The 20938-nt window shown below is 35.6% G+C and carries 18 protein-coding genes; 15 read left to right on the top strand and 3 right to left on the bottom strand.

The window, feature by feature from the left end; translation table 11 throughout:
• Nucleotides 1–142 precede the first annotated feature (142 nt).
• Entirely contained in the window at nt 143–2110 is a 1968-nt protein-coding gene (locus HMPREF2937_RS12175) for an IucA/IucC family protein (protein WP_070864693.1), read from the bottom strand.
• Between the two features lie 106 nt (nt 2111–2216).
• Here HMPREF2937_RS12175 and HMPREF2937_RS12180 point away from each other — a divergent pair, with 106 nt between their 5' ends.
• From HMPREF2937_RS12180 to HMPREF2937_RS12210, 7 genes are all read left to right on the top strand, one after another.
• Nucleotides 2217–3395 (top strand): MFS transporter, encoded by a 1179-nt coding sequence (locus HMPREF2937_RS12180; protein ID WP_002479517.1) that lies wholly within the window; start codon nt 2217–2219, stop codon nt 3393–3395.
• Nucleotides 3392–5149: an IucA/IucC family protein gene (locus HMPREF2937_RS12185; protein ID WP_070864695.1), complete on the top strand. Its 1758-nt coding sequence runs from the start codon at nt 3392–3394 to the stop codon at nt 5147–5149. The genes HMPREF2937_RS12180 and HMPREF2937_RS12185 overlap by 4 nt, the downstream gene beginning before the upstream one ends.
• Before the next feature lie 5 nt (nt 5150–5154).
• Nucleotides 5155–6225: an alanine racemase gene (locus HMPREF2937_RS12190; RefSeq protein WP_070864697.1), complete on the top strand. Its 1071-nt coding sequence runs from the start codon at nt 5155–5157 to the stop codon at nt 6223–6225.
• Between the two features lie 281 nt (nt 6226–6506).
• A complete protein-coding gene (locus HMPREF2937_RS12195; RefSeq protein WP_002479514.1) occupies nt 6507–7496 on the top strand; it encodes an ABC transporter substrate-binding protein in 990 nt (329 codons plus the stop codon).
• A 31-nt stretch (nt 7497–7527) separates the two neighbouring features.
• Nucleotides 7528–8553, top strand: a complete 1026-nt coding sequence (locus HMPREF2937_RS12200; protein WP_002479513.1) for a FecCD family ABC transporter permease — start codon at nt 7528–7530, stop codon at nt 8551–8553.
• A complete protein-coding gene (locus tag HMPREF2937_RS12205) occupies nt 8550–9512 on the top strand; it encodes a FecCD family ABC transporter permease (protein ID WP_002479512.1) in 963 nt (320 codons plus the stop codon). The genes HMPREF2937_RS12200 and HMPREF2937_RS12205 overlap by 4 nt, the downstream gene beginning before the upstream one ends.
• Before the next feature lie 176 nt (nt 9513–9688).
• On the top strand, nt 9689–11059 hold the full coding sequence (locus HMPREF2937_RS12210; protein WP_070848474.1) for a YjiH family protein: 1371 nt from the start codon (nt 9689–9691) through the stop codon (nt 11057–11059).
• A 49-nt stretch (nt 11060–11108) separates the two neighbouring features.
• Here the strand turns inward: HMPREF2937_RS12210 and HMPREF2937_RS12215 are convergent, their stop codons facing one another.
• On the bottom strand, nt 11109–11444 hold the full coding sequence (locus tag HMPREF2937_RS12215) for a heme oxygenase (protein WP_002479510.1): 336 nt from the start codon (nt 11442–11444) through the stop codon (nt 11109–11111).
• Between the two features lie 149 nt (nt 11445–11593).
• On the opposite strand from HMPREF2937_RS12215, the gene HMPREF2937_RS12220 reads away from it, so the two are divergent.
• Nucleotides 11594–12685: a low temperature requirement protein A gene (locus tag HMPREF2937_RS12220; RefSeq protein ID WP_070864699.1), complete on the top strand. Its 1092-nt coding sequence runs from the start codon at nt 11594–11596 to the stop codon at nt 12683–12685.
• Nucleotides 12686–12766: 81 nt separating this feature from the next.
• Here the strand turns inward: HMPREF2937_RS12220 and HMPREF2937_RS12225 are convergent, their stop codons facing one another.
• Nucleotides 12767–13027: a SunI/YnzG family protein gene (locus HMPREF2937_RS12225; RefSeq protein WP_002479508.1), complete on the bottom strand. Its 261-nt coding sequence runs from the start codon at nt 13025–13027 to the stop codon at nt 12767–12769.
• 188 nt (nt 13028–13215) lie between these two features.
• Between HMPREF2937_RS12225 and HMPREF2937_RS12230 the strand changes: the two genes are divergently transcribed.
• The 7 genes from HMPREF2937_RS12230 (at nt 13216) to HMPREF2937_RS12260 (ending at nt 20593) form a co-directional block, all read left to right on the top strand.
• Complete coding sequence (locus HMPREF2937_RS12230; RefSeq protein ID WP_002479507.1) at nt 13216–13731, top strand: metal-dependent hydrolase; 516 nt, start codon at nt 13216–13218, stop codon at nt 13729–13731.
• Nucleotides 13732–13924: 193 nt separating this feature from the next.
• The gene (locus HMPREF2937_RS12235) at nt 13925–15118 is read left to right on the top strand and encodes a UTP--glucose-1-phosphate uridylyltransferase (protein ID WP_070864702.1); all 1194 of its coding nucleotides are present in this window, start codon (nt 13925–13927) and stop codon (nt 15116–15118) included.
• 20 nt (nt 15119–15138) lie between these two features.
• Nucleotides 15139–15822, top strand: a complete 684-nt coding sequence (locus tag HMPREF2937_RS12240) for a PAQR family membrane homeostasis protein TrhA (protein ID WP_023014942.1) — start codon at nt 15139–15141, stop codon at nt 15820–15822.
• A gap of 83 nt (nt 15823–15905) precedes the next feature.
• On the top strand, nt 15906–17243 hold the full coding sequence (gene sdrM / locus HMPREF2937_RS12245) for a multidrug efflux MFS transporter SdrM (protein ID WP_037556160.1): 1338 nt from the start codon (nt 15906–15908) through the stop codon (nt 17241–17243).
• A gap of 103 nt (nt 17244–17346) precedes the next feature.
• Nucleotides 17347–17805 (top strand): SepA family multidrug efflux transporter, encoded by a 459-nt coding sequence (locus HMPREF2937_RS12250; RefSeq protein ID WP_002479503.1) that lies wholly within the window; start codon nt 17347–17349, stop codon nt 17803–17805.
• Between the two features lie 82 nt (nt 17806–17887).
• Complete coding sequence (locus HMPREF2937_RS12255; protein WP_002479502.1) at nt 17888–19345, top strand: MDR family MFS transporter; 1458 nt, start codon at nt 17888–17890, stop codon at nt 19343–19345.
• Nucleotides 19346–19519: 174 nt separating this feature from the next.
• The gene (locus HMPREF2937_RS12260; protein WP_002479500.1) at nt 19520–20593 is read left to right on the top strand and encodes an Mrp/NBP35 family ATP-binding protein; all 1074 of its coding nucleotides are present in this window, start codon (nt 19520–19522) and stop codon (nt 20591–20593) included.
• The last annotated feature ends 345 nt before the right edge of the window (nt 20594–20938 follow it).

The following is a 20938-nucleotide window of genomic DNA, read 5'->3' on the forward strand; positions in this document are numbered from 1 at the left end:
AAAAAAATAATCAAGAGCAACAAAAGAACCAAGATAAAGGTTTACAATAATTCAGCGTTGCATCGTGATTTAGTAATATAAATAAGTAAGAGGGCGGATTTGAAGATAACTTCAAAATACCGCCCTCTTTTTGATACATTTTTTATTCTGTTGCTAAAGGATTTTTAACTTTTACATACGTATAGTCATGTGCTTCATCTTCTAAGCGCATAGTAGTAACACATTTATAATCAATCGTTTCAGCAAAGAATGTGTGTTTGATGTCAGCTAAACGTTCATTATCAATCGTATGATCTGCTTGCATTTGATTGAATTTCTTTTGTGTAATCTGTTTAACGACATCCCATAATTTGTTTTCTGATATCACGCTTTCTTGTGTATGTTGCGCGATTGTTAAAATTAGCTCTCCAAGATGGTTTTGGATAGTTGAATAGAACGCCTTGTTGAATACAGAAGTTGATTTGCTAGTTAAGATACGTGATTTTTCATGGAAATGTTCTGTTGAGAAACCACTGTCGTTGAGTTGTTGTTCATCAATACGTAAACCTTCATAGTCACGAATGAACATATGATTTAAGCTGCCATCTTCATTGAATGAAGCCACTGCATTTTGTAAATGTGCTTCTAAAGCAATACCATATTTCACCATTAATGGAATCACAATATCGACTAATGCTTGCGCATATTCAGCAAGCCAAGCTTCTGAAGCAGCTTCAAAAGATTCTGTTTGCTTCGCATTTTGATAACGTTCAATTAACGAATTTATCACTGCAATTTCAGCGTTAGGATTACTAACTACTAAACTTGATGGAATGATATTAATAGTATCAGATGCTGTTAAGTGATAAACATTTTCTCTTAAGAGTGAACCAAGCTGTTCACTGCGTTCTGTTTGATAGTCGCCTTGATCTTGTTTGTGATAGAAATGAATACCCGCTAGTTCAGAAATTCCAGAAGCTTGAATATCTTTAAATAAAGGGTCTTCAGTCAATATCTGGTTAACGATATGCGTCACAAGAGGACCATTAAATGTTGTTTGTTCTGACAATGTTCGAATCTCTCCGGTAATATGCACATTGGTTGAGAGTTTGACATGCGGTGTTGTTTCTGGCCATTTCGGCATTAAAGTTCTAAATGACAGTCCCGCATAATAAGATGTTTCGTAAGGGATTGTCTTAATTTGATCTGCATCAAGTTCTTGAGCATAGTCACGTTCCAAAATCTCATCATATTGCCAAGGATGTAACACAATAATGCTGTAATGATTGTATTCATCTGAAGGGATTGCTTGGTTAAAGGCACTTTCTAAACCTTCGAAGTTTTTAAAGAGCGTTTCGTTATATGTATGCTCAAGTGTTTGTGTACGAACGAGGTCATTGTGTACCGCAATCCATTTTAATGCAATGGGTTGTTGGAATTCAGAAGAATATTGAATGTTTTCTTGTGGTGTTAAACCTTTGCGTAATTTAGCACCTGGGTGAAGCGGGTGACCTTCAATGACTGATTGTTCAGAACGTAAATAACTATCTGATGCGTGTGCGATAATATCGAACATAGCACGTGTATCATCTTTTAAAGTGATATGTTGATAGCTGAGTGCGAGTGCCATATTGGCTACACTATTCATCATATCGTCACTGAATTGATCACTTGCTGGTCCTTTGAATTTAGGTGCTTCTGTTAAAATCACTTCTAATACTTCTTCTGGATGCATAATGCGTTGGTGTGTCTCTGGTTTATCCATTTCTGTGAAATAAAATGGACCATCCATATCAATACGATCAAAAGCATGAAATCCTGAAATTGGCGCATAGAGTGTCAGTCTAGATGTCGGCCAATCCATCTTCATGACTTTGCCTGTGTTCGATGATAACTCAAAAGGTAAATCTGTATTATTTATAATTTGTGCTTGTCGGCCTTGATTGACCATATTTTCTCGATAAATTGAAACGACTAAACGTTTCGTAACCAAGTCTCTTGCAGTTAGTAAAATAGCTTTAAATTGCTCAGCCCATTGTGGGTGGGATGCAGAAAGGTAATCATAAGCAGATTGTTCTTCTGCTGTGAGCTTTATAGGTTGTTCATTTGTTTGTTGTAATATATTTTCCATAATACACCTCTTATTTAATTATTTTACAAAACAACTAAAGATTTGTATAATCCATCATATCGGTAATGATAATCATTATCAATTAAAAAGACAGGTGGAATAAAAAATGGCAAAATATTTTTTCCCAAGTTCATTCCTACTGTTTTTGGGGAATTGGATCGGACAAATCGCATTAAATTGGTATGTATACGAGCAATATCACAATGCTTTTTATTTGGGATTGGTCAATTTCGTCAGACTGATACCAATCTTATTTCTAAGTATCTGGGCAGGGGCTTTAGCTGATAAATTCGATAGAGGGAGATTAATTCGAATAACTGTCACAGGTTCTACAACTTTAACAGCAATCTTATGTTTGTTGAGCTTTGAATACAGGGAATTACCTATATATATTATTTTGATTTATGCTTGTTTAAGGGGCATACTTAATGCTGTAGAGACACCTGTCAGACAGGCGATTTTGCCTGATTTATCTGATAAAATCAGTACAGTCAAAGCAGTATCGTATCATTCGTTTATCATTAATATTTGTCGATCAATCGGACCAGCGATTGCAGGGGGCATTATCGCAGTGTTGAATGTGAAATATGCATTTTTAGCACAAACCTTGGTTTACATAGGTGCTATGCTGTTATGCTTGCCACTTCATTTCAAAGTCGCTTCAGCTTCAGATGAAGAAGGTGCAGCACGTTTCTCTGCAACGGTCGTCAAAGATTATTTTAAAACACATGGACAAGGACTCCATATCTTTATTACGTCATTGTTGATTATGGCCACTGGCTTCTCTTATACCACCTTATTACCGGTATTAACCAGTTTGAATTTTCCTGGTCAGGCTTCAGTCTTTGGCATCGCAATGACCTTCAGTGCTATCGGTGGTATTACCGCAACGTTATTATTGCCGCAGATACTGAAATTATTTTATTCAATTAATGTATACTATTTAAGTTCTATCCTGTTTGGTATCGCATTACTGATGGTAGTTATGCCGAATACAATTCTGCTGTTCGGCTTTATCTTTTTAATCGGTTTATTTAGTCAATGTGCACGGACAACGAATCGTGTATATTTTCAAACACATATTGAACCTGAAAGACGTGGCAGAATTTTAAGTATTGTGATGATGGATCGCGGCATGATTCCATTAGGTGCAGTTATTATGAGTGCGTTAACAGAACTTATCGGCATTGTACCGACATTTATTACAATGGGTCTTAGTACATTACTCATTGCAGCGCTCTTTTATGGGATGAAAGAACTTAAGAATAGAGGAAGTGTAATATGAGACAAACAACATTACAACAAGCAGATATCAATATGCAGCATCGTGTGTTCAACGCCATGATTAAAGAACACATTTTTAACGAAGGCACACGTATTACGAAACAAAATCATCGGTTAGAAGTTCAATATCAAGGTAAAGTACTCTCAGTCAGCATTAATGGTGTATATGCATTTGAACGCTATCAAATGGAAGGGCCGCTGGAACTGCAAGAGGGAGACAAACAACAGACGATAGCATCCTTAGAACAACTAATCGACACGCTAGAACAAGATTTTGAAGTAGCGTTCCCGACTCGTTTAAAACAAGAGTTGATTCATAGTCGACGTGGCTTTGATTTAACTTATGCGCAAATGGAGAAACGTCATCAGCTCATTCAAGATAGTATGAAATTTTCGAGAATGCCAGTCAGTTTGAATTATTTTGCTTGGATGTCGCATATGAATGCATTAGGCGAAATGGATGATTTATTATATTCAGAGAGTTTAGTTGTCGAAGGACATCCGACTCATCCATTATCCAAAACCAAACTGCCTTTAACGAACGAAGAAGTGATGCGTTATGCGCCAGAGTTCGAACAAATCATTCCATTGAAAGTCATGTTGCTGAGAAAAGAAGATGCAGTGACAACCAGTGCTTCTTCTGATCCTGATTTCATATTGAATGAAGTTCTAAAAGATGATAAAGCCCAATTGAAAGATTATGCGAAAGCGCTCGGTTATGATATCGATGACTTTGAAATTGTCATAATTCATCCTTGGCAATATGAACATGTCATTGTAGAACAATTTAAAACTTGGATTCAGGAACAACGTTTAATACCGACACCCATCACTTTGAAGTCAAAGGCAACTTTATCATTTAGAACGATGGCGTTATTAGAGCGCCCTTATCATATTAAATTGCCGGTTCAAGTTCAGGCAACGAGTGCCATTCGTACGGTTTCTTCAGTCACGACAGTAGATGGACCGAAATTAAGTTATGAATTACAAGATATGTTGAACGTCTATCCGCAACTTAAAGTGGCGAGAGAACCGTTCGGCTTACATGCGGCTATTGAACCAGACCAAGCGCGACAATTAGCTTATATTGTCAGAGAACGCCCGATGATTGATGGTGAAGGTGTAACTGTAGTAACCGCAAGTTTAGTAAATCAAAATCCTGTAGATGACATGAAAGTGGTGGACAGTTACTTAGAATGGGTTGATCGTGAAATTTCAGCACAATCAATCAAGCATTTCATGACAGTCTATGCACATACTTTAATTCCACCATTAATTGCCTATATCCAAGAGTATGGCATTGCGTTAGAAGCGCACATGCAAAATACAATTGTGAAACTTGGCAAGGACTATAAAATGGCCTTTATGGTGAGAGATTTAGGCGGCTCTCGTATAGATTTAGAAACGATGGAAGAGAAAATTCCAAACGTCAAAGTTGAAAATGAAAGCTTAATTGCGGAAGATATTGAAGCGGTGATTGCGAAATTCCAACACGCAGTCATTCAAAATCAAATGGGTGAATTAATTTGTCATTTGAGTCAGCATGAGGATGTGACAGAACAAGAGTTGTTTACGATTGTTCAAGAAATTACACGCCATGCGATTGATCCGAATAAACCACATGCGACAGTCTTGAACCAAATTCTCTTTGGACCGACGATTACTGTGAAATCTTTATTAAGAATGCGCATGGAAGGCAAAGTAAAAAAATACGTAAATACGATTTTAGATAACCCATTGAAAGAAGGAGAGTGAACCCCATGGCTTATGTAGAAATAGATTTAGCCAAAATCCAATTCAATGCATTGATGTTGAAAGAAAAATTGGCACAAAGAAATTTAGAAATGATGCCAGTGATTAAATGTATCGCTGGAGATAAGCTGATTGTTGAATCATTGAAAACACTTGGTTTTGATCAGATGGGTGACGCACGTATGGTCAATATTGACCAAATTCATGACGGTGCACTCTCTTATATGTTGATCCGCACGCCTAATCGCAGTGAATTAGAAGATTGTGTTGAGAAAACTGATATTAGTATACAAACGGATCTTGAAACAATTCGCTTATTGAATGAAACTGCAAAATCAATGGGCAAAAAACATAAAATATTATTAATGGTAGATTGGAAGGACAGTCGTGAAGGTGTCTTAACGTATGACGTTGTTAAGTACATAGAAGAAATCATGTATATGTCTCATATATGTTTAACAGGACTGGCTTTTAATTTTATGTGCTTTTTAGATATTCCGCCGACTGAAGAAGATATTTTACGTATGAATCAATTTGTACAAGCAGTTGAAAAAGAAACGGGTTATACTTTAAAAATGATTTCAGGTGGCAACTCAAGTGCGTTACCATTACTTGATTATTGTACGTTCGGCAGAATTAACCATTTAAGAATAGGTGAGTCATTGTTTCGCGGTATCAGTACAGTAGATCAAAAGCCGATTCATTATCTCTTCCAAAATGCGATTACTTTGAAAGCAGAAATTATAGAAGTCAAACCAAGAATAGATATTCAACACGATCGTTCATATTTACAGGCCATCTTAGACATCGGTCATATTGATACTGTGATAGAAGATATTACTCCTTTAAATGATCAAGTGAAAATTATGGGTGCGACAAGTGATCACCTCATGATTGATTTACAAAACACAGATTATTATCAAACAGGAGATATCATTGAGTTTACGCTAGGTTATAATGCATTAGCACAAAGTATGTATCAAAAGACGCTGAAACATGTGTATATCAGAGATGCTGGTGTACAAATTTTAGTGGACCATTTTGAAGTCAATCATGACCATGTTCAAATTAATCCTTGATAGATATAGGCAAAAAAATTGACAATATTGTAAACCGAACAAAATTTGTTCGGTTTTTTGTTTATTATTGCTAAAACCATGTTGACATTGAGAATCGTTATCAATAAAATAAAAAGTAAGATGATTGAATGAGCGATAAATGGGATATATCTAAATGGATGGTACGTAGATACATACGACCTTCATACATAACTTGGCACGAGAAAGATAACTGAGTTGACCTTCAGCTACATTTCATTTGTTGTCTCATAGAGCATCTAACAATATGAAGGAGTGGAAACATGAATAGATTAAAGTTTCTTGGTATTCTTATGTTAGTACTTGCTTTGACTGTCGTTGCGGCTTGCGGCAATAACAGCAAAGATAGTTCAAAAGAGTCTGATAGTAAATCTTCAGATGATACAATCGCAGTAAAAAATGAAGCGGGCACAACGAAAGTGAAAAAAGATGCGAAACGTGTCGTTGCTTTAGAATATTCATTCGTTGATGCTTTAGCTGCATTAGATGTGAAACCTGTAGGGGTTGCAGACGATAATAAAAAAGATCGTATTATCAAACCTATCCGTGAGAAAATCGGAAATTACGAATCAGTCGGTACACGTAAACAACCAAACTTAGAAGTAATCAGTAAAGAAAAACCTGACTTGATTATTGCGGATGCACAACGCCATAAAGGTATTTATAAAGAATTAAACAAAATTGCACCAACTATCTTATTACCAAGTTTTGATGGTGACTATGATGCAAACATCGAATCATTCAAAACAATCGCAAAAGCCTTGAATAAAGAAAAAGAAGGCGAAAAACGTTTAGACGAACATAATAAGAAAATGGATAAATACTCAAAAGATATTACTTTAGATAAAGACTTAGCTGCTTTACCTGCTGTATTAACTAAAACAGATATTATGGCGCACTCAGATAAATCTTATGTTGGTCAAGTGTTCCATCAATTAGGCTTTAAAGAAGCATTAAATAAAGATGTATCAAAAGATTTACCTAAATACTTAGATGGTCCATACTTGAAAATGAGTACGGAACAAATTGCGAAAGTAAATCCAAAACAAATGTTCATCATGATTGATGAAAAAGATAAACCATTATTAGAAAAACAACAAAATGACAAAGTATGGCAAACAATCGACGCAGTTAAACATAAACGTGTTTACACTGTAGATCGTAGTACTTGGTCTCGTTCTCGTGGTTTAATTTCATCAGAAGAAATTGCGAAAGAGTTAGTAGAACTATCTAAAGAACAAAACAACAAATAAGCGATTAAGATGATTAGAAGGGTGAATGGCTATGACAAACCAATCTAGCCACAGCCTTATTGAAAAGAAACAAAGAAAACGCACCACACTCCTCTTTATCGGGAGTGTGTGCTTTCTTTTTATCGTGATGTATTTCAATTTGACTGTCGGCACAACACATATGAAATTTAAAGATATTGCAGATTATTTAATATGGCATCATGACACGAAAAATACATTTATTATACATAATATCCGTATGCCAAGAATGGCAGGCGGGCTATTGATTGGTGCAGCTTTAGCAGTTGCTGGTTTATTTATGCAGGCAATGACGCGTAACCCATTGGCATCTCCACAAATCTTCGGTGTGAATGCCGGAGCATCATTTATTATTGTTGTGATTACAGTCATTTTTCCGGCATTGACTTCAATTTCAACATTACTTGCGTTTATCGGCGCGTTTATTGGCGGTAGTATTGTTTATATGTTGTCTGACTCAACGAAAGGCATGACACCAGTCAAATTAGCTTTAGCTGGTATGACGGTTCATTTGTTCTTTACAAGTTTGACACAAGGTATCATTTTATTAAATGAAGATTCTACAACGACAGTTTATTTCTGGTTAGTCGGTACACTCTCAACATTGAAATGGGGAGATGTATTGTCTATCACACCATGGATTATCGGTGCGTTCATCGGTGCACTATTCATGGCACGTCAAATATCAGTGTTAGAACTTGGCGATGAGTTAGCACGAGGACTAGGTCAAAATATTAAGTTAACACGATTATTGTTAGGGGTGTTGGTGGTAATTTTAGCCGGAGCATCCGTTTCAATTGCCGGACCTATCGGATTTATCGGTTTGATTGTTCCGCACATTGTAAAATATTATACTTCTCATAATTACTTTGTGATTATACCGCTAACGATGATTTTCGGTGCTGCCATTTTATTATTATCAGATGTCATCAGCCGTTTAATTGCATTTCCATTTGAGACACCGGTCGGTATTGTGACATCCTTCGTCGGTGCAGTTTACTTCTTAGGCTTAACATTGAGAGGAGTGAAACGAGTATGACAAGACATTTAGGGCGTAAATATATAATTGTGATTGCGATATTGATCGTCGTTTCCATCTTCTCATTATGTGTGGGTGCCGTATTTGTAAATCCGCTTCAAGCCCTCAAAGGCTGGATTATGCAAGATGACTTTATCGTCAATGAATATCGAGAACCAAGACTTTATGTTGGTTTATTAGTCGGCAGCAGTTTAGCAATTTCAGGTGCAGTAATTCAAGGTGTTGTACGAAATCCTTTAGCATCACCAGATGTTATCGGGATTACTAAAGGTGCGAGTTTAGCAGCTGTTTCAGTCTTGATTCTCTTCCCGAAAGCACCGATTTATGTATTGCCGGTTGCTTCGTTTATCGGAGCTTTAGTCATCAGCTTATTATTATCTTATTTAATCGCACGTAAAGAAGTACAAGGTTCAAACTTAGCGTTAATCGGTTTAGCCATCGGTGCGATTTGTATGGCAATTGTGCAATACTTACTCATTCGTTTCCCATTAGAAGCTAACTTAGCTTTAGTATGGTTAACAGGAAGTTTATTCGGACGTTCCATGGACCATGTGATTTCAATCTTGCCATGGTTTATTGTGACCGTACCGCTTATTTTATTTTTTGCGCAACGTTTAGATATTATTCATTTAGGTGATCAAGTAGCGACTGCGCTTGGTACGAGAGTTCGTTCAGTTAAAATGGTAATGTTGATACTTGCGGTTATGCTGGCAGGTTCTTCTATTGCGGTTGTCGGCGGACTGAGTTTCTTAGGATTGATTGCACCACATATTGCACGTTCGATTGTTGGCCATAAACATATTCATATCATTATGATGTCTGGATTAGTCGGTGCGATTTTAATTATAGTCAGTGATACATTAGCACGCGGCATTCACCCGCCGTTAGACATTCCAGTCGGTGTGATTATTGCGATTGTCGGTGCACCATACTTTATTTATGTTTTACGCAAAATGTAATAGGGAAATAGACAACTGTCTCTTATTAACATGAGAGGCAGTTTTTTTATAGGGGAAGTTGGGGTATTAGAATTTGAAGGTGTTAAATTTATACAGATTTATGTATAAGTATTAAAATTCTTATTGCTTAACCATTACAATACGCTTATAATGTATTGTAATGAAAGGGAGAGACTATGGAAAAATATACAAAATCAGAAATCTTCAAGGGACGTTTGAAGTTCATTATCATGTCATTGCTCGGTATCATGTTGTTCTTAGTACCGGTGCCGGTGACACAAGACGGAAAGCAACAAACGACATTATTGGTAGCATTTTTAGCAGGTTGGTTGAAGGACGTATTAGGTCCAGCAATGCCGTATTTAATTTTAATTGTAATTACATTATCTGGTATTTTGACTTTATGCTGTTCGACTTTCTTAAAGAAGCGCTTAAAGTCTGATGGGTTATTGAATAATACGTTTAATGTGACGCCGATTTGGTTGGTTGTCAGATTATTAGCGGTAGTGTTTGCATGGATGACATTTTTACATATTGGTACAAAAGTGATTTATTCAGACGATACTGGAAATTTAATCTTTTCTAGTTTATTGCCGACGTTATTCTCAGTGTTCTTTTTTGCGGCACTCTTTTTACCGTTACTTATGGAATTCGGTTTATTAGAAATGTTAGGACCGATTTTCAGACCAGTCATGCGACCATTATTCACTTTGCCTGGCCGTTCTACAGTGGATAACCTTGCATCATTTATCGGTGATGGTACAGTTGGTGTTATCATTACGAGTAAGCAATATGATCAAGGCTTTTACTCTAGACGTGAAGCGACCGTTATTTCAACAACATTCAGTGTTGTTTCACTGACGTTTGCGATTGTAGTGGCTGAAACAGTAGGGATGCAGAATCATTTCTTCTATTTCTATTTAACAGTTATCGTTTCTTGTTTAGTTGCTGCAGTGATTATGCCGAGAATTTGGCCGTTACGCAGTGTACCAGAAGAATATGCAGTTGAAAACAGTGAATATGCGAAAGATGAATCTAATCCTGAAGGCGTATCAGCTTTCAAACATGGATTTAATCTAGCGACTGAAAAAGGAATCAAATCACCAGGCCTTTTACAATTCTTCAAATCAGGCTTGGTCACTGTTGCAGATATGTGGTTCGCAATTTTACCAGTTGTTATGGCAATCGGGACACTTGCGACGATTATCGCAACATATACACCTGTCTTTGAGATTATTGGGAAACCTTTTGTACCGCTGCTTGAACTCTTACACATTCCTGAAGCAGAACGAGCATCTGAAACTATGTTGATCGGATTTGCGGATATGTTCTTACCTTCAATTTTAATTGATGGTGTGAAGAGTCAAATTACCTTATTTGTTGTCGGTGCATTGAGTATTTCACAATTAATTTACTTATCAGAAGTCGGTGGGGTTATCTTAGGTTCTAAGATTCCTGTCAGTGTCTGGAAATTATTTGTGATTTTCTTATTCAGAACGATTATCGTATTACCAATTATTGCCTTAATGGCACATTTATACTTCTAAATATAAAAGCTGAGTCTTGCAGTAGAAACTGCTCGACTCAGCTTTTTTATTATTCTAATGTACCTAAAGAGGATAACACACGAGATTTTACTACGTTGTTTCCGATAACAGGAGATTCTGATGAGGCATTTGACTCAGAAGATTTAGGGCGTTGATGTGCTTGTTTGAAAGCATCGCTATTCTTCCAATTTTCAAAATCATCTTGAGATGCCCACCATGTTGAAACATGCATGAACTCAGTATCTTTTTGATCACCTTCTACTAAAGAAACTTCAACACGATGAAATCCTGGCATTTCTTTTAATTGAGGGTTGGAAGTAAAGCGACCTGCCATTTTTTCAGCAAAGCCTTTTTTCACTTCTATTTGGTTTGTGACAATATACAAGACTATCATCCTTTCAAAATTATTGTTAATCTTCTTTACCCGGTTTTTTGTATGTTCATTGTGTGTAGTTATCAGTATTTTGATTATAAAACATGTGGTACAATATTTAAAAAGAAAAAGAAGAATCTTAATTAATAGGGGAAAAGTGAATGAAGAAAAAAGAAGTCGGTATGGCCGAACTGTTTTTTGATTTGGTCTTTGTTTATGTACTTTCGACGATTAATATTACAGTGGAACATATTTCTACTTCATTAGTGGACTTGGAAAGTCTTGGCAAAAATTTTATGTTGTTTTTAGTATTTTTCTCAATTTGGATTTATCATACATTGCTGGTCAATCGATTCTTTGAACAGAAATGGTATCAATATGTCTTTTTATTTATAGATATGTTTCTGATTTTATATCTGTCTAAAGCGATTAATGGTAATTTCCAAGAAACATTTGTTGCGTTTGCATCAACAACTACAGTTATCTTTATCAGTATTATAATTCAGTATATTTTAAGTTATAAATTTGTGGACCATTCTATTAATGCACGTTTCTTAAAGGTGTATGTAACAGGTCTTGTTTTAACAGTCATGTTTTCGGTAGTCGGTTTACTTCTACCTAAAGGCATTAACTTTTGGGTATATTTTATCGGTATCGTGATTTCAGCGACATTCCCTGCATTCTTTGCGAATGCTTCTAAAGAGAATCCAGTTATTTTTAAACATTTAACTGAACGACTGAGTTTGTTTATGATTTTATTATTTGGAGAAGGGATTGTTCAAATCGTCAATAATATGGAACTCTCTCAATTTAAAGCACTAGATGTTGTCTATTTCTTAATGGTCATTAGTTTATTTGTGATTTATACGTTCCATTACAAAGGTAGCTTGGATCAGGAGAAAGATGAAGCAACAGGCTTTTTAACCATGTTCTTGCATTTATTCATTATTTATTCTGCAAACTTTATTTTCTTGATTATGAATAAAGGCTTATCAGATCATCCTTTAAGTTTTGCGGAAGGCATCGGTTATACCGTTGCATTTTGTGTTTTCTTATTTGGTGTATTCTTTGATACGATTTTACATCGCAATATTACAAAGAAAAAAGCTCTGTATATTGGCATTATCTTAGTAACTACAGTCATTGGATTTATCATTCCAAATATTCACTTGATAACAGTAGTTCAAATCATAGGTATTATCGTACTATGCAGCATGTATTATATTGAAAATAGGGATATATTAACAGATTAAGTTAAAAGAACTTAATCAATAAAAAACCTTCCACTTCAGAATGAGAAGCGGAAGGTTTTAGTTTATACTTTTTTAATTCATTTATTTTGTGAGTTCATTATAGACTTTCTTGTCATTGAAAGTGAAGATGATGTATTCGTGATCATCAGTATCAATAATAACGCGGTTAGTTTTACCAAATGTAGAACCAATACGAGATACCTCTCTGCCATCGTCTTCTGGTACCGCATGGATATCTTGATCTTCTCTAATGTTTTTAATATCTGCTGTTGGGATTTTGATGTCTGCTACTCTCCATTGGATACGAACTTCGTCATTATTTTTCTTTACTGTCATTGCCATTATGGAACACATCCTTTAATTATTTTTGTATTGCTATCATACACTATTTGGAAACCGTTTTCAAGCAATGTGAGATACTTTTTTATAAATGTGTCATACTAATTAAAAAGCGAACATACAGTCCGAAAATATGTTCGTGTTTATTAAGAAATTGTGATAAAATAAAACAACTAGAAAGGAGTATAGAGATGACAGGGAAAACACACTTATCATGCGGGTTTCTCATAGGAACACTCGCCATCAACTATTATCATCCCGATTTATTTACTTCTATCACCACTGTAGTCTTAGCAGGGGCTGGAAGCTTATTGCCTGACATTTGTCATGCACAAAGTAAAATCGGGCGTCGTTTTAAGTTTTTAAGCTTAATTGTTCGTCTTTTGTTCGGTCATCGAACATTTACACATTCAATTTTATTTACGCTACTTGTGGCGTTGCTGTTATCTACTATACATACACCTCCTGTATATATGACAGCAATTATCGGCGGTATGGTTTCTCATATCATTCTAGATATGTTGACGCCGAGAGGTGTTAAGTTATTATATCCATTTCCATTATCAGTTAAACTGCCGATGCAATTTAAAACTGGTGGAATGGTAGATTTATCACTGGCCACTGCATTTACTTTTGGCGGAACATATGTTATATTCCGCGAAGTCATCAATCAATGGTTCATGCACTGGTTTCATTTGAATATATAAAAGAATGGACGACAAGGTGTTGTCGACATAATTAAAGAAGATTTTAAGAACCTCTGCTTTTTTAAAGTGGGGGTTCAAGCTTGAAAAATTGATTTGTGATATAATTCAAGAATATTGAAGGGTTTATGTTGGCCAAATACATATTTAAAGGCAGAACCCTTGGTAATCGCGGAGAAACTTAAGGAGAGGTATCATGTTAGATAAGAATAAATTAGAGAAATTCAATCAGCAACATTTGTTAGAATTGGAGAAATTAATGAGTTCCAACGAAAAAGAAAATATTGCTTCTAAATTACAATCATTAGACTTATCTGCAATTTTAGATTTGTATGAATCACTTTATGTAGAACAATCTCAAAATAAAACTGAAGAAGTATCTGAAGCGACTGAAGTTAAATATAGAGTACGCAAAGATTATTCAACAGAAGAATTAAATAACTTTTATGCTCAAGGTATCGATGCGATTAAGAAGGGTGAATTTGCGGTTGTCTTAATGGCAGGCGGCCAAGGTACACGTCTTGGTTATGATGGTCCGAAAGGTTCATTTGAAATTGAAGGTGTCAGCTTATTTGAACTACAAGCAAGACAGCTATTAAAATTAGCCGAAGAAACTGGACGTACAATTGACTGGTATATTATGACTAGCGATATCAATGATGAAGCAACGCAAGAATTCTTTGAACAACAAAACTATTTTGGCTATAACCCTGACTATATCCATTTCTTCAAACAAGATAATATTGTCGCTTTAAACGAAAAAGGCGAGATTGTCTTAACAGAAAATGCTGAAGTCATGGAAACGCCAAACGGAAATGGCGGCGTATTTAAAGCGTTAGATGCATACGGCTATCTTGATAAAATGGAAGAAGACGGTGTGAAGTTTATCTTTATGAACAATATTGATAATGTTTTAGCACGTGTATTGGATCCAGTTTTTGCAGGATTTACTGCAGAAGCTAATCGTGATATCAGCACAAAATCTATTGAACCAAAACAAGGTGAAAGTGTTGGACGTTTAGTCAATATTGACTGTAAAGATAGTGTCTTAGAATACTCAGAACTTGGTGATTCAGGTGTAAATGCATTCCATAATGCGAATATCGGTATTCATGCGTTCAAACTTGCATTTATCCAATCAGCAGTCAATCGTGAATTGCCATATCATTTAGCGATCAAACAATTGAATCAATTAGATGAAGACTTTAATGTAGTGAAAGCACCTGCATTGAAATTTGAACTGTTCTATTTTGATATCTTTAAATACGCAACTAGTTTTATTACACTGCAAGTTCCTAGAGAAGAAGAGTTTTCACCTTTAAAAAATCGTGAAGGCAAAGATAGTGTAGAAACTGCAACTCAAGATTTAAAACGCTTAAATCTTATTTAATTGTAAAGGTGGAGTCATAGTTGAAACAGACTTCAAATACACATAGTGAACGTGGTCTCAATCGTTTTAAAGATATTATTCCTTTATCATTTGGTGAAGAAATCGGTAATGCAGTCTCACATGGGGCAGCGGCTTTGATTACACTAATCGTATTGCCTTATGCGGCAGTCCATAGTTATATTCATGGCGGTACATTGGCATCAGTCAGTGTATCTATATATGTCATCAGTATCTTTTTAATGCTGATTTCATCAACGATTTATCATGTGATGCAAAATAACTCACCGCATAAATATATTATGCGTATTATCGATCACAGTATGATTTATATAGCAATATCTGGTACATATACACCAGTATCATTAGTCGTAGTCGGCGGATGGTTCGGCTGGATTATAATGGTGTTGCTATGGGGAATTACGATATGGGGCATTTTGTATAAAGCAATTGCTGAAAATGTAAATCCTAAACTCAGTTTGTTCATGTATTTAATTATGGGTTGGGTCGGCATTTTATATCTTCCGATTATTTGGAGAGAAGCCTCATGGCAATTTATGTTATTTATTTTGCTTGGCGGTATTGCTTATACGATTGGTGCATGGTTCTATGCACAAAAGAATCGTCCGTACTTTCATATGATCTGGCATATCTTTATTGTGATAGCATCGTTATGTCATTTCATCGGAATTTTATATTTTATGTAGGGGGAGAGGCTGAGGCTCTTGTTGAATAGAAGCCTTGACCTCTTTCTTATTTGAGAAAAAGAAAGAGGTGTCAAAGTGTGAAAATGGATTTGAAGTCAATCGGTGTAGTGACCGCATTGATTTTAATTATGTTTATGGCGGCTATCGAAACATCTATCATTTCTTTAGCATTGCCTACAATCAAAACAGATTTAAACGTGACGAGCTCGATTTCGCTTGTGTTCTCAATTTATTTTATTGCCTTAGTTATTGTGAATCCATTAGTCGGGGAGTTGCTTTCGCGTTTTAAACTTATACATGTAACGATTGGTGGACTATTATTATTCAGCGTTGGTAGTTTGATGTCTGGATTAAGCAGTACATTTACTTTATTAATTATCTCTCGCTTTATCCAAGGTTTAGGGTCAGGTGTCATGATGGTGCTCAGCCAAATTGTACCGAAACTTGCCTTTGAAATTCCGTTACGATATAAAATAATGGGGATTGTCGGCAGTGTATGGGGGATTTCAAGTATTATCGGTCCTTTACTTGGTGGTGCAATCTTAGAATTTGCGACATGGCATTGGTTATTCTTTATTAATATTCCGATTGCTGTGGTTGCTGGTGTGTTGGCATTTACGACCTTTATTTTTGATGAGGAACAAGTATCAAGTGGAGAAGCATTTGATCAAAAAGGTCTGTTCTTCTTCTATTTAGTTCTTATCTTTATATTAGGTGCGATTACAACACCGTTATCACTATGGTTGAAAGGTATCATGATTGTGATTGGTATCGTATTTGCCTATAAACTTGTCAAAGTTGAGAAACAAGTATCGACACCGTTTTTACCTATTGAAGAATTTAATCGTCGCATCACTATTATTTTTATTACTGATTTTATATATGCGATGATCTTAATGGGCTATAACTTATACATGCCGATATACTTACAAGAAGAAATTGGATTATCGCCACTCCAAAGTGGATTTGTGGTTTTCCCGATTTCAGCAGCTTGGTTGTTGATTAACTTCAATTTACATCGTATTGAAGCGGGATTAACAAGAAAAGCGTTGTATCTTGTTGCCTTCACTTCTTTACTGTTATGTAGTGTGATTGTCTTTGTTACACATGCAGCACCGATATTATTAGCCGCAACATTGATGTTAGCAGGCGCAAGTTTCGGTATTGTTTATACGAAGGACAGTGTGATTGTGCAAGAGGAAACGTCACCGAGAGAGATGAAGCGGATGATGTCGTTTTATTCTCTTTCTAAGAACTTAGGTAATTCTATCGGTTCTACAATCATGGGCGGCATGTATGCCTTACCGTTTATTGTAGGAGGCGCAAGAATTTTAAATAACGTTGTTTTGATTATCATCTTTATTATGATGCTATTCCTATTATGGATAGTCTTTTATCGAAATCAAACGCAAAACGACTAATTGGGTATCCCGCTGAAATGCGGGATATTTTTAATTAATAACTTAAATCATATTGTGTTATTATACGGGTGTATAAAGAAAGAGCGAAAGGAGTGAGGAAAACTTGAAATTCAATATATTCAATTTAATATCTACATTAATTGTGCTATTAGTGTTTGTGATTTCCGGTGCGATTTTCCTCACACTTTTAGGCTTTGTATTATTTGGATTGAGTCGTTTGCTTATTTTTTGGCATCTAGGGTATTTCGGATATAACAAAGGTTTCTACCAAAACTTATTTTACTACGGCAGCTATATTGTATTAGGTTACTTCACAATGTTCTTAGTAGAATATCTGATGGATTATTTCAAAAAGAAATTACCGCATAGCCCATATTTTCATGGTGAAATCTTTCATTTGATTTCATACTCCGTTACAACGGTAATGTTCTATTTTGTAGTCCATATTCATTATGCATATATCAACATTGATTTTTGGGTCATTATGTTGATTATGGCGTTCTTTTACGTATGTAAGGAAGTCTTTTATCCTGATAGTGAAGACTTGAATAGAAATAAGTGACCTGCATGAGCAATTAGTTTGCTTTGCTAACTATTTTTAGTGCATTATATTATGGTAAGTTTATAAAGGAGTGTTTATATCTATGCCAGAGCAGGCTACTATTTCTAAGCAAAAAAGAAATTTGATTGTCACAGTTATGATTACGAGCGCATTCATTGCGATATTAAACCAAACGCTACTTAATACTGCACTGCCTGCTATCATGCGTAGTTTCAACATTGGAGAGAACACATCCCAATGGCTAGTAACTGGTTTTATGTTAGTTAACGGTGTCATGATTCCTTTAACTGCCTTCTTAATGGATAAAATCAAAACCAGACCGTTATATTTAGCATCAATGGGAATATTTTTAATTGGTACTATATTAGCGGCAATTGCACCGAACTTCGGTGTTTTAATGACTGCACGTGTCATCCAAGCTATGGGTGCAGGCATTATTATGCCGTTGATGCAATTCACTTTATTTACACTTTTCCCAAAAAATGAACGTGGCTTCGCAATGGGATTAGCTGGTCTCGTTATTTCCTTCGCACCAGCTATCGGACCTACAGTCTCAGGTTTGATTATTGATGTTTCAAGTTGGCGTACACCATTTATCGCAGTAGCTGTGATTGCGTTAATTGGATATATCTTCGGAGCAATCAGTATTAAAAGCTTCAATGAACCTAAAGATATTACATTAGATATGAAATCTGTGATTTATTCAACAATCGGATTCGGTGTAATGTTATTAGCATTCAGTAGTGCGGGTTCTTCAGGCTTTGACAGCTGGACGTTCTATGTACCATTTATTGCCAGCCTATTTGTCATTTGGGTGTTTGTGAAACGTCAATTAACAATCGAGAATCCAATCTTGAACTTGCGCGTCTTTAAAAACAAAACATTTACGCTATCAGCTATTTGTTCAATGATCGTAATGACATCAATGATTGGCCCAGCACTGTTGATTCCCATTTATGTACAAAATGCGATGGGCTTATCAGCTTTCTTATCAGGTATTGTGATATTACCTGGTGCAGTGGTCAACGGTGTGATGTCTATCTACACCGGTAAGTTCTACGATAAATACGGTGTTAGACCATTAGTGATTATCGGCTTTACCATGTTGACTATATTTACTGGAGTCTTAGCATTCTTAAAAGTAGATACACCATTCTGGTATCTTGTATTAATTTATGCGTTAAGAATGTTCTCAGTGTCATTACTTGCGATGCCGCTTAATACAGCGGGCGTCAATGCATTACCGAATAAAGATATTTCACACGGTACAGCAATTATGAACTTCGCTCGTATGATGGCTTCATCAATTGGTACAGCGATTATGGTTGCATTAATGACATTAGGTACAAGAACATTTGCGCCAAATCCAAATGAAGTGGCTTCTAAAGAATTATTCCATCGCGAAGCAATTGCGCGTGGTGTGGATTTATCATTTGGTGTAGTGACAGTTATTGTATTAATTGGCTTCATTATAGGTTTATTCATTAGAGATAGAATAAAAGGTGAAACTAAAAAGCAAATGAATGCACGTAAAATTTAAAACTGAATCAATCTTTAAACATAAAACCAGCAAAGCAATATATAGATTGTTTTGCTGGTTTTTTTTAGGTTTTCTAGGAAAGGGGAAGTTCTTTGGATTATTCGTTACCACTTATACATTAAGTTTGTTAAAATAATAAGAGTAAACATTAATTTATATTTGGGGTGACGTACTTTGTTAACAGTTGAACAAGTCAACGAACTAGTGGGGAATCTGAAAGATCCAATTTTAGATGTACCATTTAAAGATACAGGTGGTATTGTGAATATCACGATTAAAGAAGAAATTGAACATGTCAGTGTCAAAATTGCGATGGCAAAATTAGGTGGAAAACCTCAATTAGACTTGCAAATGGCAATTGTTGAAACATTGAAAGAAAATGGAGCAAATACAGTTGGTATTCGTTTTGAAGAATTAGATTCTGAAACGGTTGCTAAGTTTACTGGCGATGATCCAGCAGAAGACCAACCGCAAACAATCGAAGGTCTGCTTTCAAAAGGTAATCCTGTTGAATTTATTGCGATTGCATCTGGTAAAGGCGGCGTAGGTAAATCTACAGTAGCAGTTAACCTTGCTGTGGCATTAGCACGTGAAGGTAAAAAAGTCGGTTTAATCGATGCTGACATTTATGGTTTCAGTGTTCCTGATATGATGGGTATCGATAATAAACCAGGCATTGAGGGTAAATCAGTAAAACCAGTTGAACGTCATGGTGTAAAAGTAATGTCTATGGCATTCTTCGTTGAAGAGAATGCACCTGTAATTTGGCGTGGACCAATGCTAGGTAAAATGTTGACGAACTTCTTTACAGACGTAAAATGGGGAGATCTTGATTACTTACTATTAGATTTACCTCCAGGTACAGGTGATGTGGCATTGGATGTACATACAATGTTGCCATCAAGTAAAGAAATTATCGTAACAACACCTCATCCAACTGCAGCATTTGTAGCAGCACGTGCTGGAGCAATGGCAAAACATACAGAACATTCTATTTTAGGTGTTATTGAAAACATGTCTTATTTCGAAAGTAAGGAAACTGGAAATAAAGAATATATCTTTGGTAAAGATGGCGGTAAAAAACTAGCAGATGAACTTAATGCTGACTTATTAGGTCAATTACCATTAGCACAACCTACATGGGATCCTAAAGATTTTTCACCTTCTATTTATCAACCGGATGATCAACTTGGTGAAATTTATCAACAAATCGCGCAAAAAGTTATCACTAAAACAATGAAAAAATAAGAAGTCTAAATAAAACGCAGGTTTTTTCAAAAAATCTGCGTTTTTCTCTTGCGTTTTTCTGAAATCCTGTTAGAATATATTTTTGTGAGCGAGAAAAACAAGTTAAATAAACACTTAAAAAACCTGAAAAAAGTTATTGACTTAACACTTTGAAGGTGCTAAGATAATAAAGTCGCTAAAAAACGACGAGTTATCAAGAGTGTAAAACTTACTCTTGCGGAAATGAAGAAAACATTTTAAAATTGTAAAAGTAATGTTAATTAAGTGTTGACTTCGAAAACACGAAGTGCTACAATAAATAACGTTACTGAAAAAAATGAACATTGAAAACTGAATGACAATATG

The organism is Staphylococcus sp. HMSC061G12, assembly GCF_001838465.1.
Lineage (GTDB): Bacteria > Bacillota > Bacilli > Staphylococcales > Staphylococcaceae > Staphylococcus > Staphylococcus simulans.

What these genes read in the sequence shown, in the direction of transcription:
- HMPREF2937_RS12225 (WP_002479508.1), bottom strand. Translation starts at nt 13,027, where the DNA reads ATGGCAATGACAGTAAAGAAAAATAATGACGAAGTTCGTATCCAATGG.
- HMPREF2937_RS12235 (WP_070864702.1), top strand. Translation starts at nt 13,925, where the DNA reads ATGTTAGATAAGAATAAATTAGAGAAATTCAATCAGCAACATTTGTTA.
- HMPREF2937_RS12210 (WP_070848474.1), top strand. Translation starts at nt 9,689, where the DNA reads ATGGAAAAATATACAAAATCAGAAATCTTCAAGGGACGTTTGAAGTTC.
- HMPREF2937_RS12200 (WP_002479513.1), top strand. Translation starts at nt 7,528, where the DNA reads ATGACAAACCAATCTAGCCACAGCCTTATTGAAAAGAAACAAAGAAAA.
- HMPREF2937_RS12190 (WP_070864697.1), top strand. Translation starts at nt 5,155, where the DNA reads ATGGCTTATGTAGAAATAGATTTAGCCAAAATCCAATTCAATGCATTG.
- sdrM (WP_037556160.1), top strand. Translation starts at nt 15,906, where the DNA reads ATGGATTTGAAGTCAATCGGTGTAGTGACCGCATTGATTTTAATTATG.
- HMPREF2937_RS12220 (WP_070864699.1), top strand. Translation starts at nt 11,594, where the DNA reads ATGAAGAAAAAAGAAGTCGGTATGGCCGAACTGTTTTTTGATTTGGTC.
- HMPREF2937_RS12175 (WP_070864693.1), bottom strand. Translation starts at nt 2,110, where the DNA reads ATGGAAAATATATTACAACAAACAAATGAACAACCTATAAAGCTCACA.
- HMPREF2937_RS12195 (WP_002479514.1), top strand. Translation starts at nt 6,507, where the DNA reads ATGAATAGATTAAAGTTTCTTGGTATTCTTATGTTAGTACTTGCTTTG.
- HMPREF2937_RS12230 (WP_002479507.1), top strand. Translation starts at nt 13,216, where the DNA reads ATGACAGGGAAAACACACTTATCATGCGGGTTTCTCATAGGAACACTC.
- HMPREF2937_RS12185 (WP_070864695.1), top strand. Translation starts at nt 3,392, where the DNA reads ATGAGACAAACAACATTACAACAAGCAGATATCAATATGCAGCATCGT.
- HMPREF2937_RS12180 (WP_002479517.1), top strand. Translation starts at nt 2,217, where the DNA reads ATGGCAAAATATTTTTTCCCAAGTTCATTCCTACTGTTTTTGGGGAAT.
- HMPREF2937_RS12205 (WP_002479512.1), top strand. Translation starts at nt 8,550, where the DNA reads ATGACAAGACATTTAGGGCGTAAATATATAATTGTGATTGCGATATTG.
- HMPREF2937_RS12255 (WP_002479502.1), top strand. Translation starts at nt 17,888, where the DNA reads ATGCCAGAGCAGGCTACTATTTCTAAGCAAAAAAGAAATTTGATTGTC.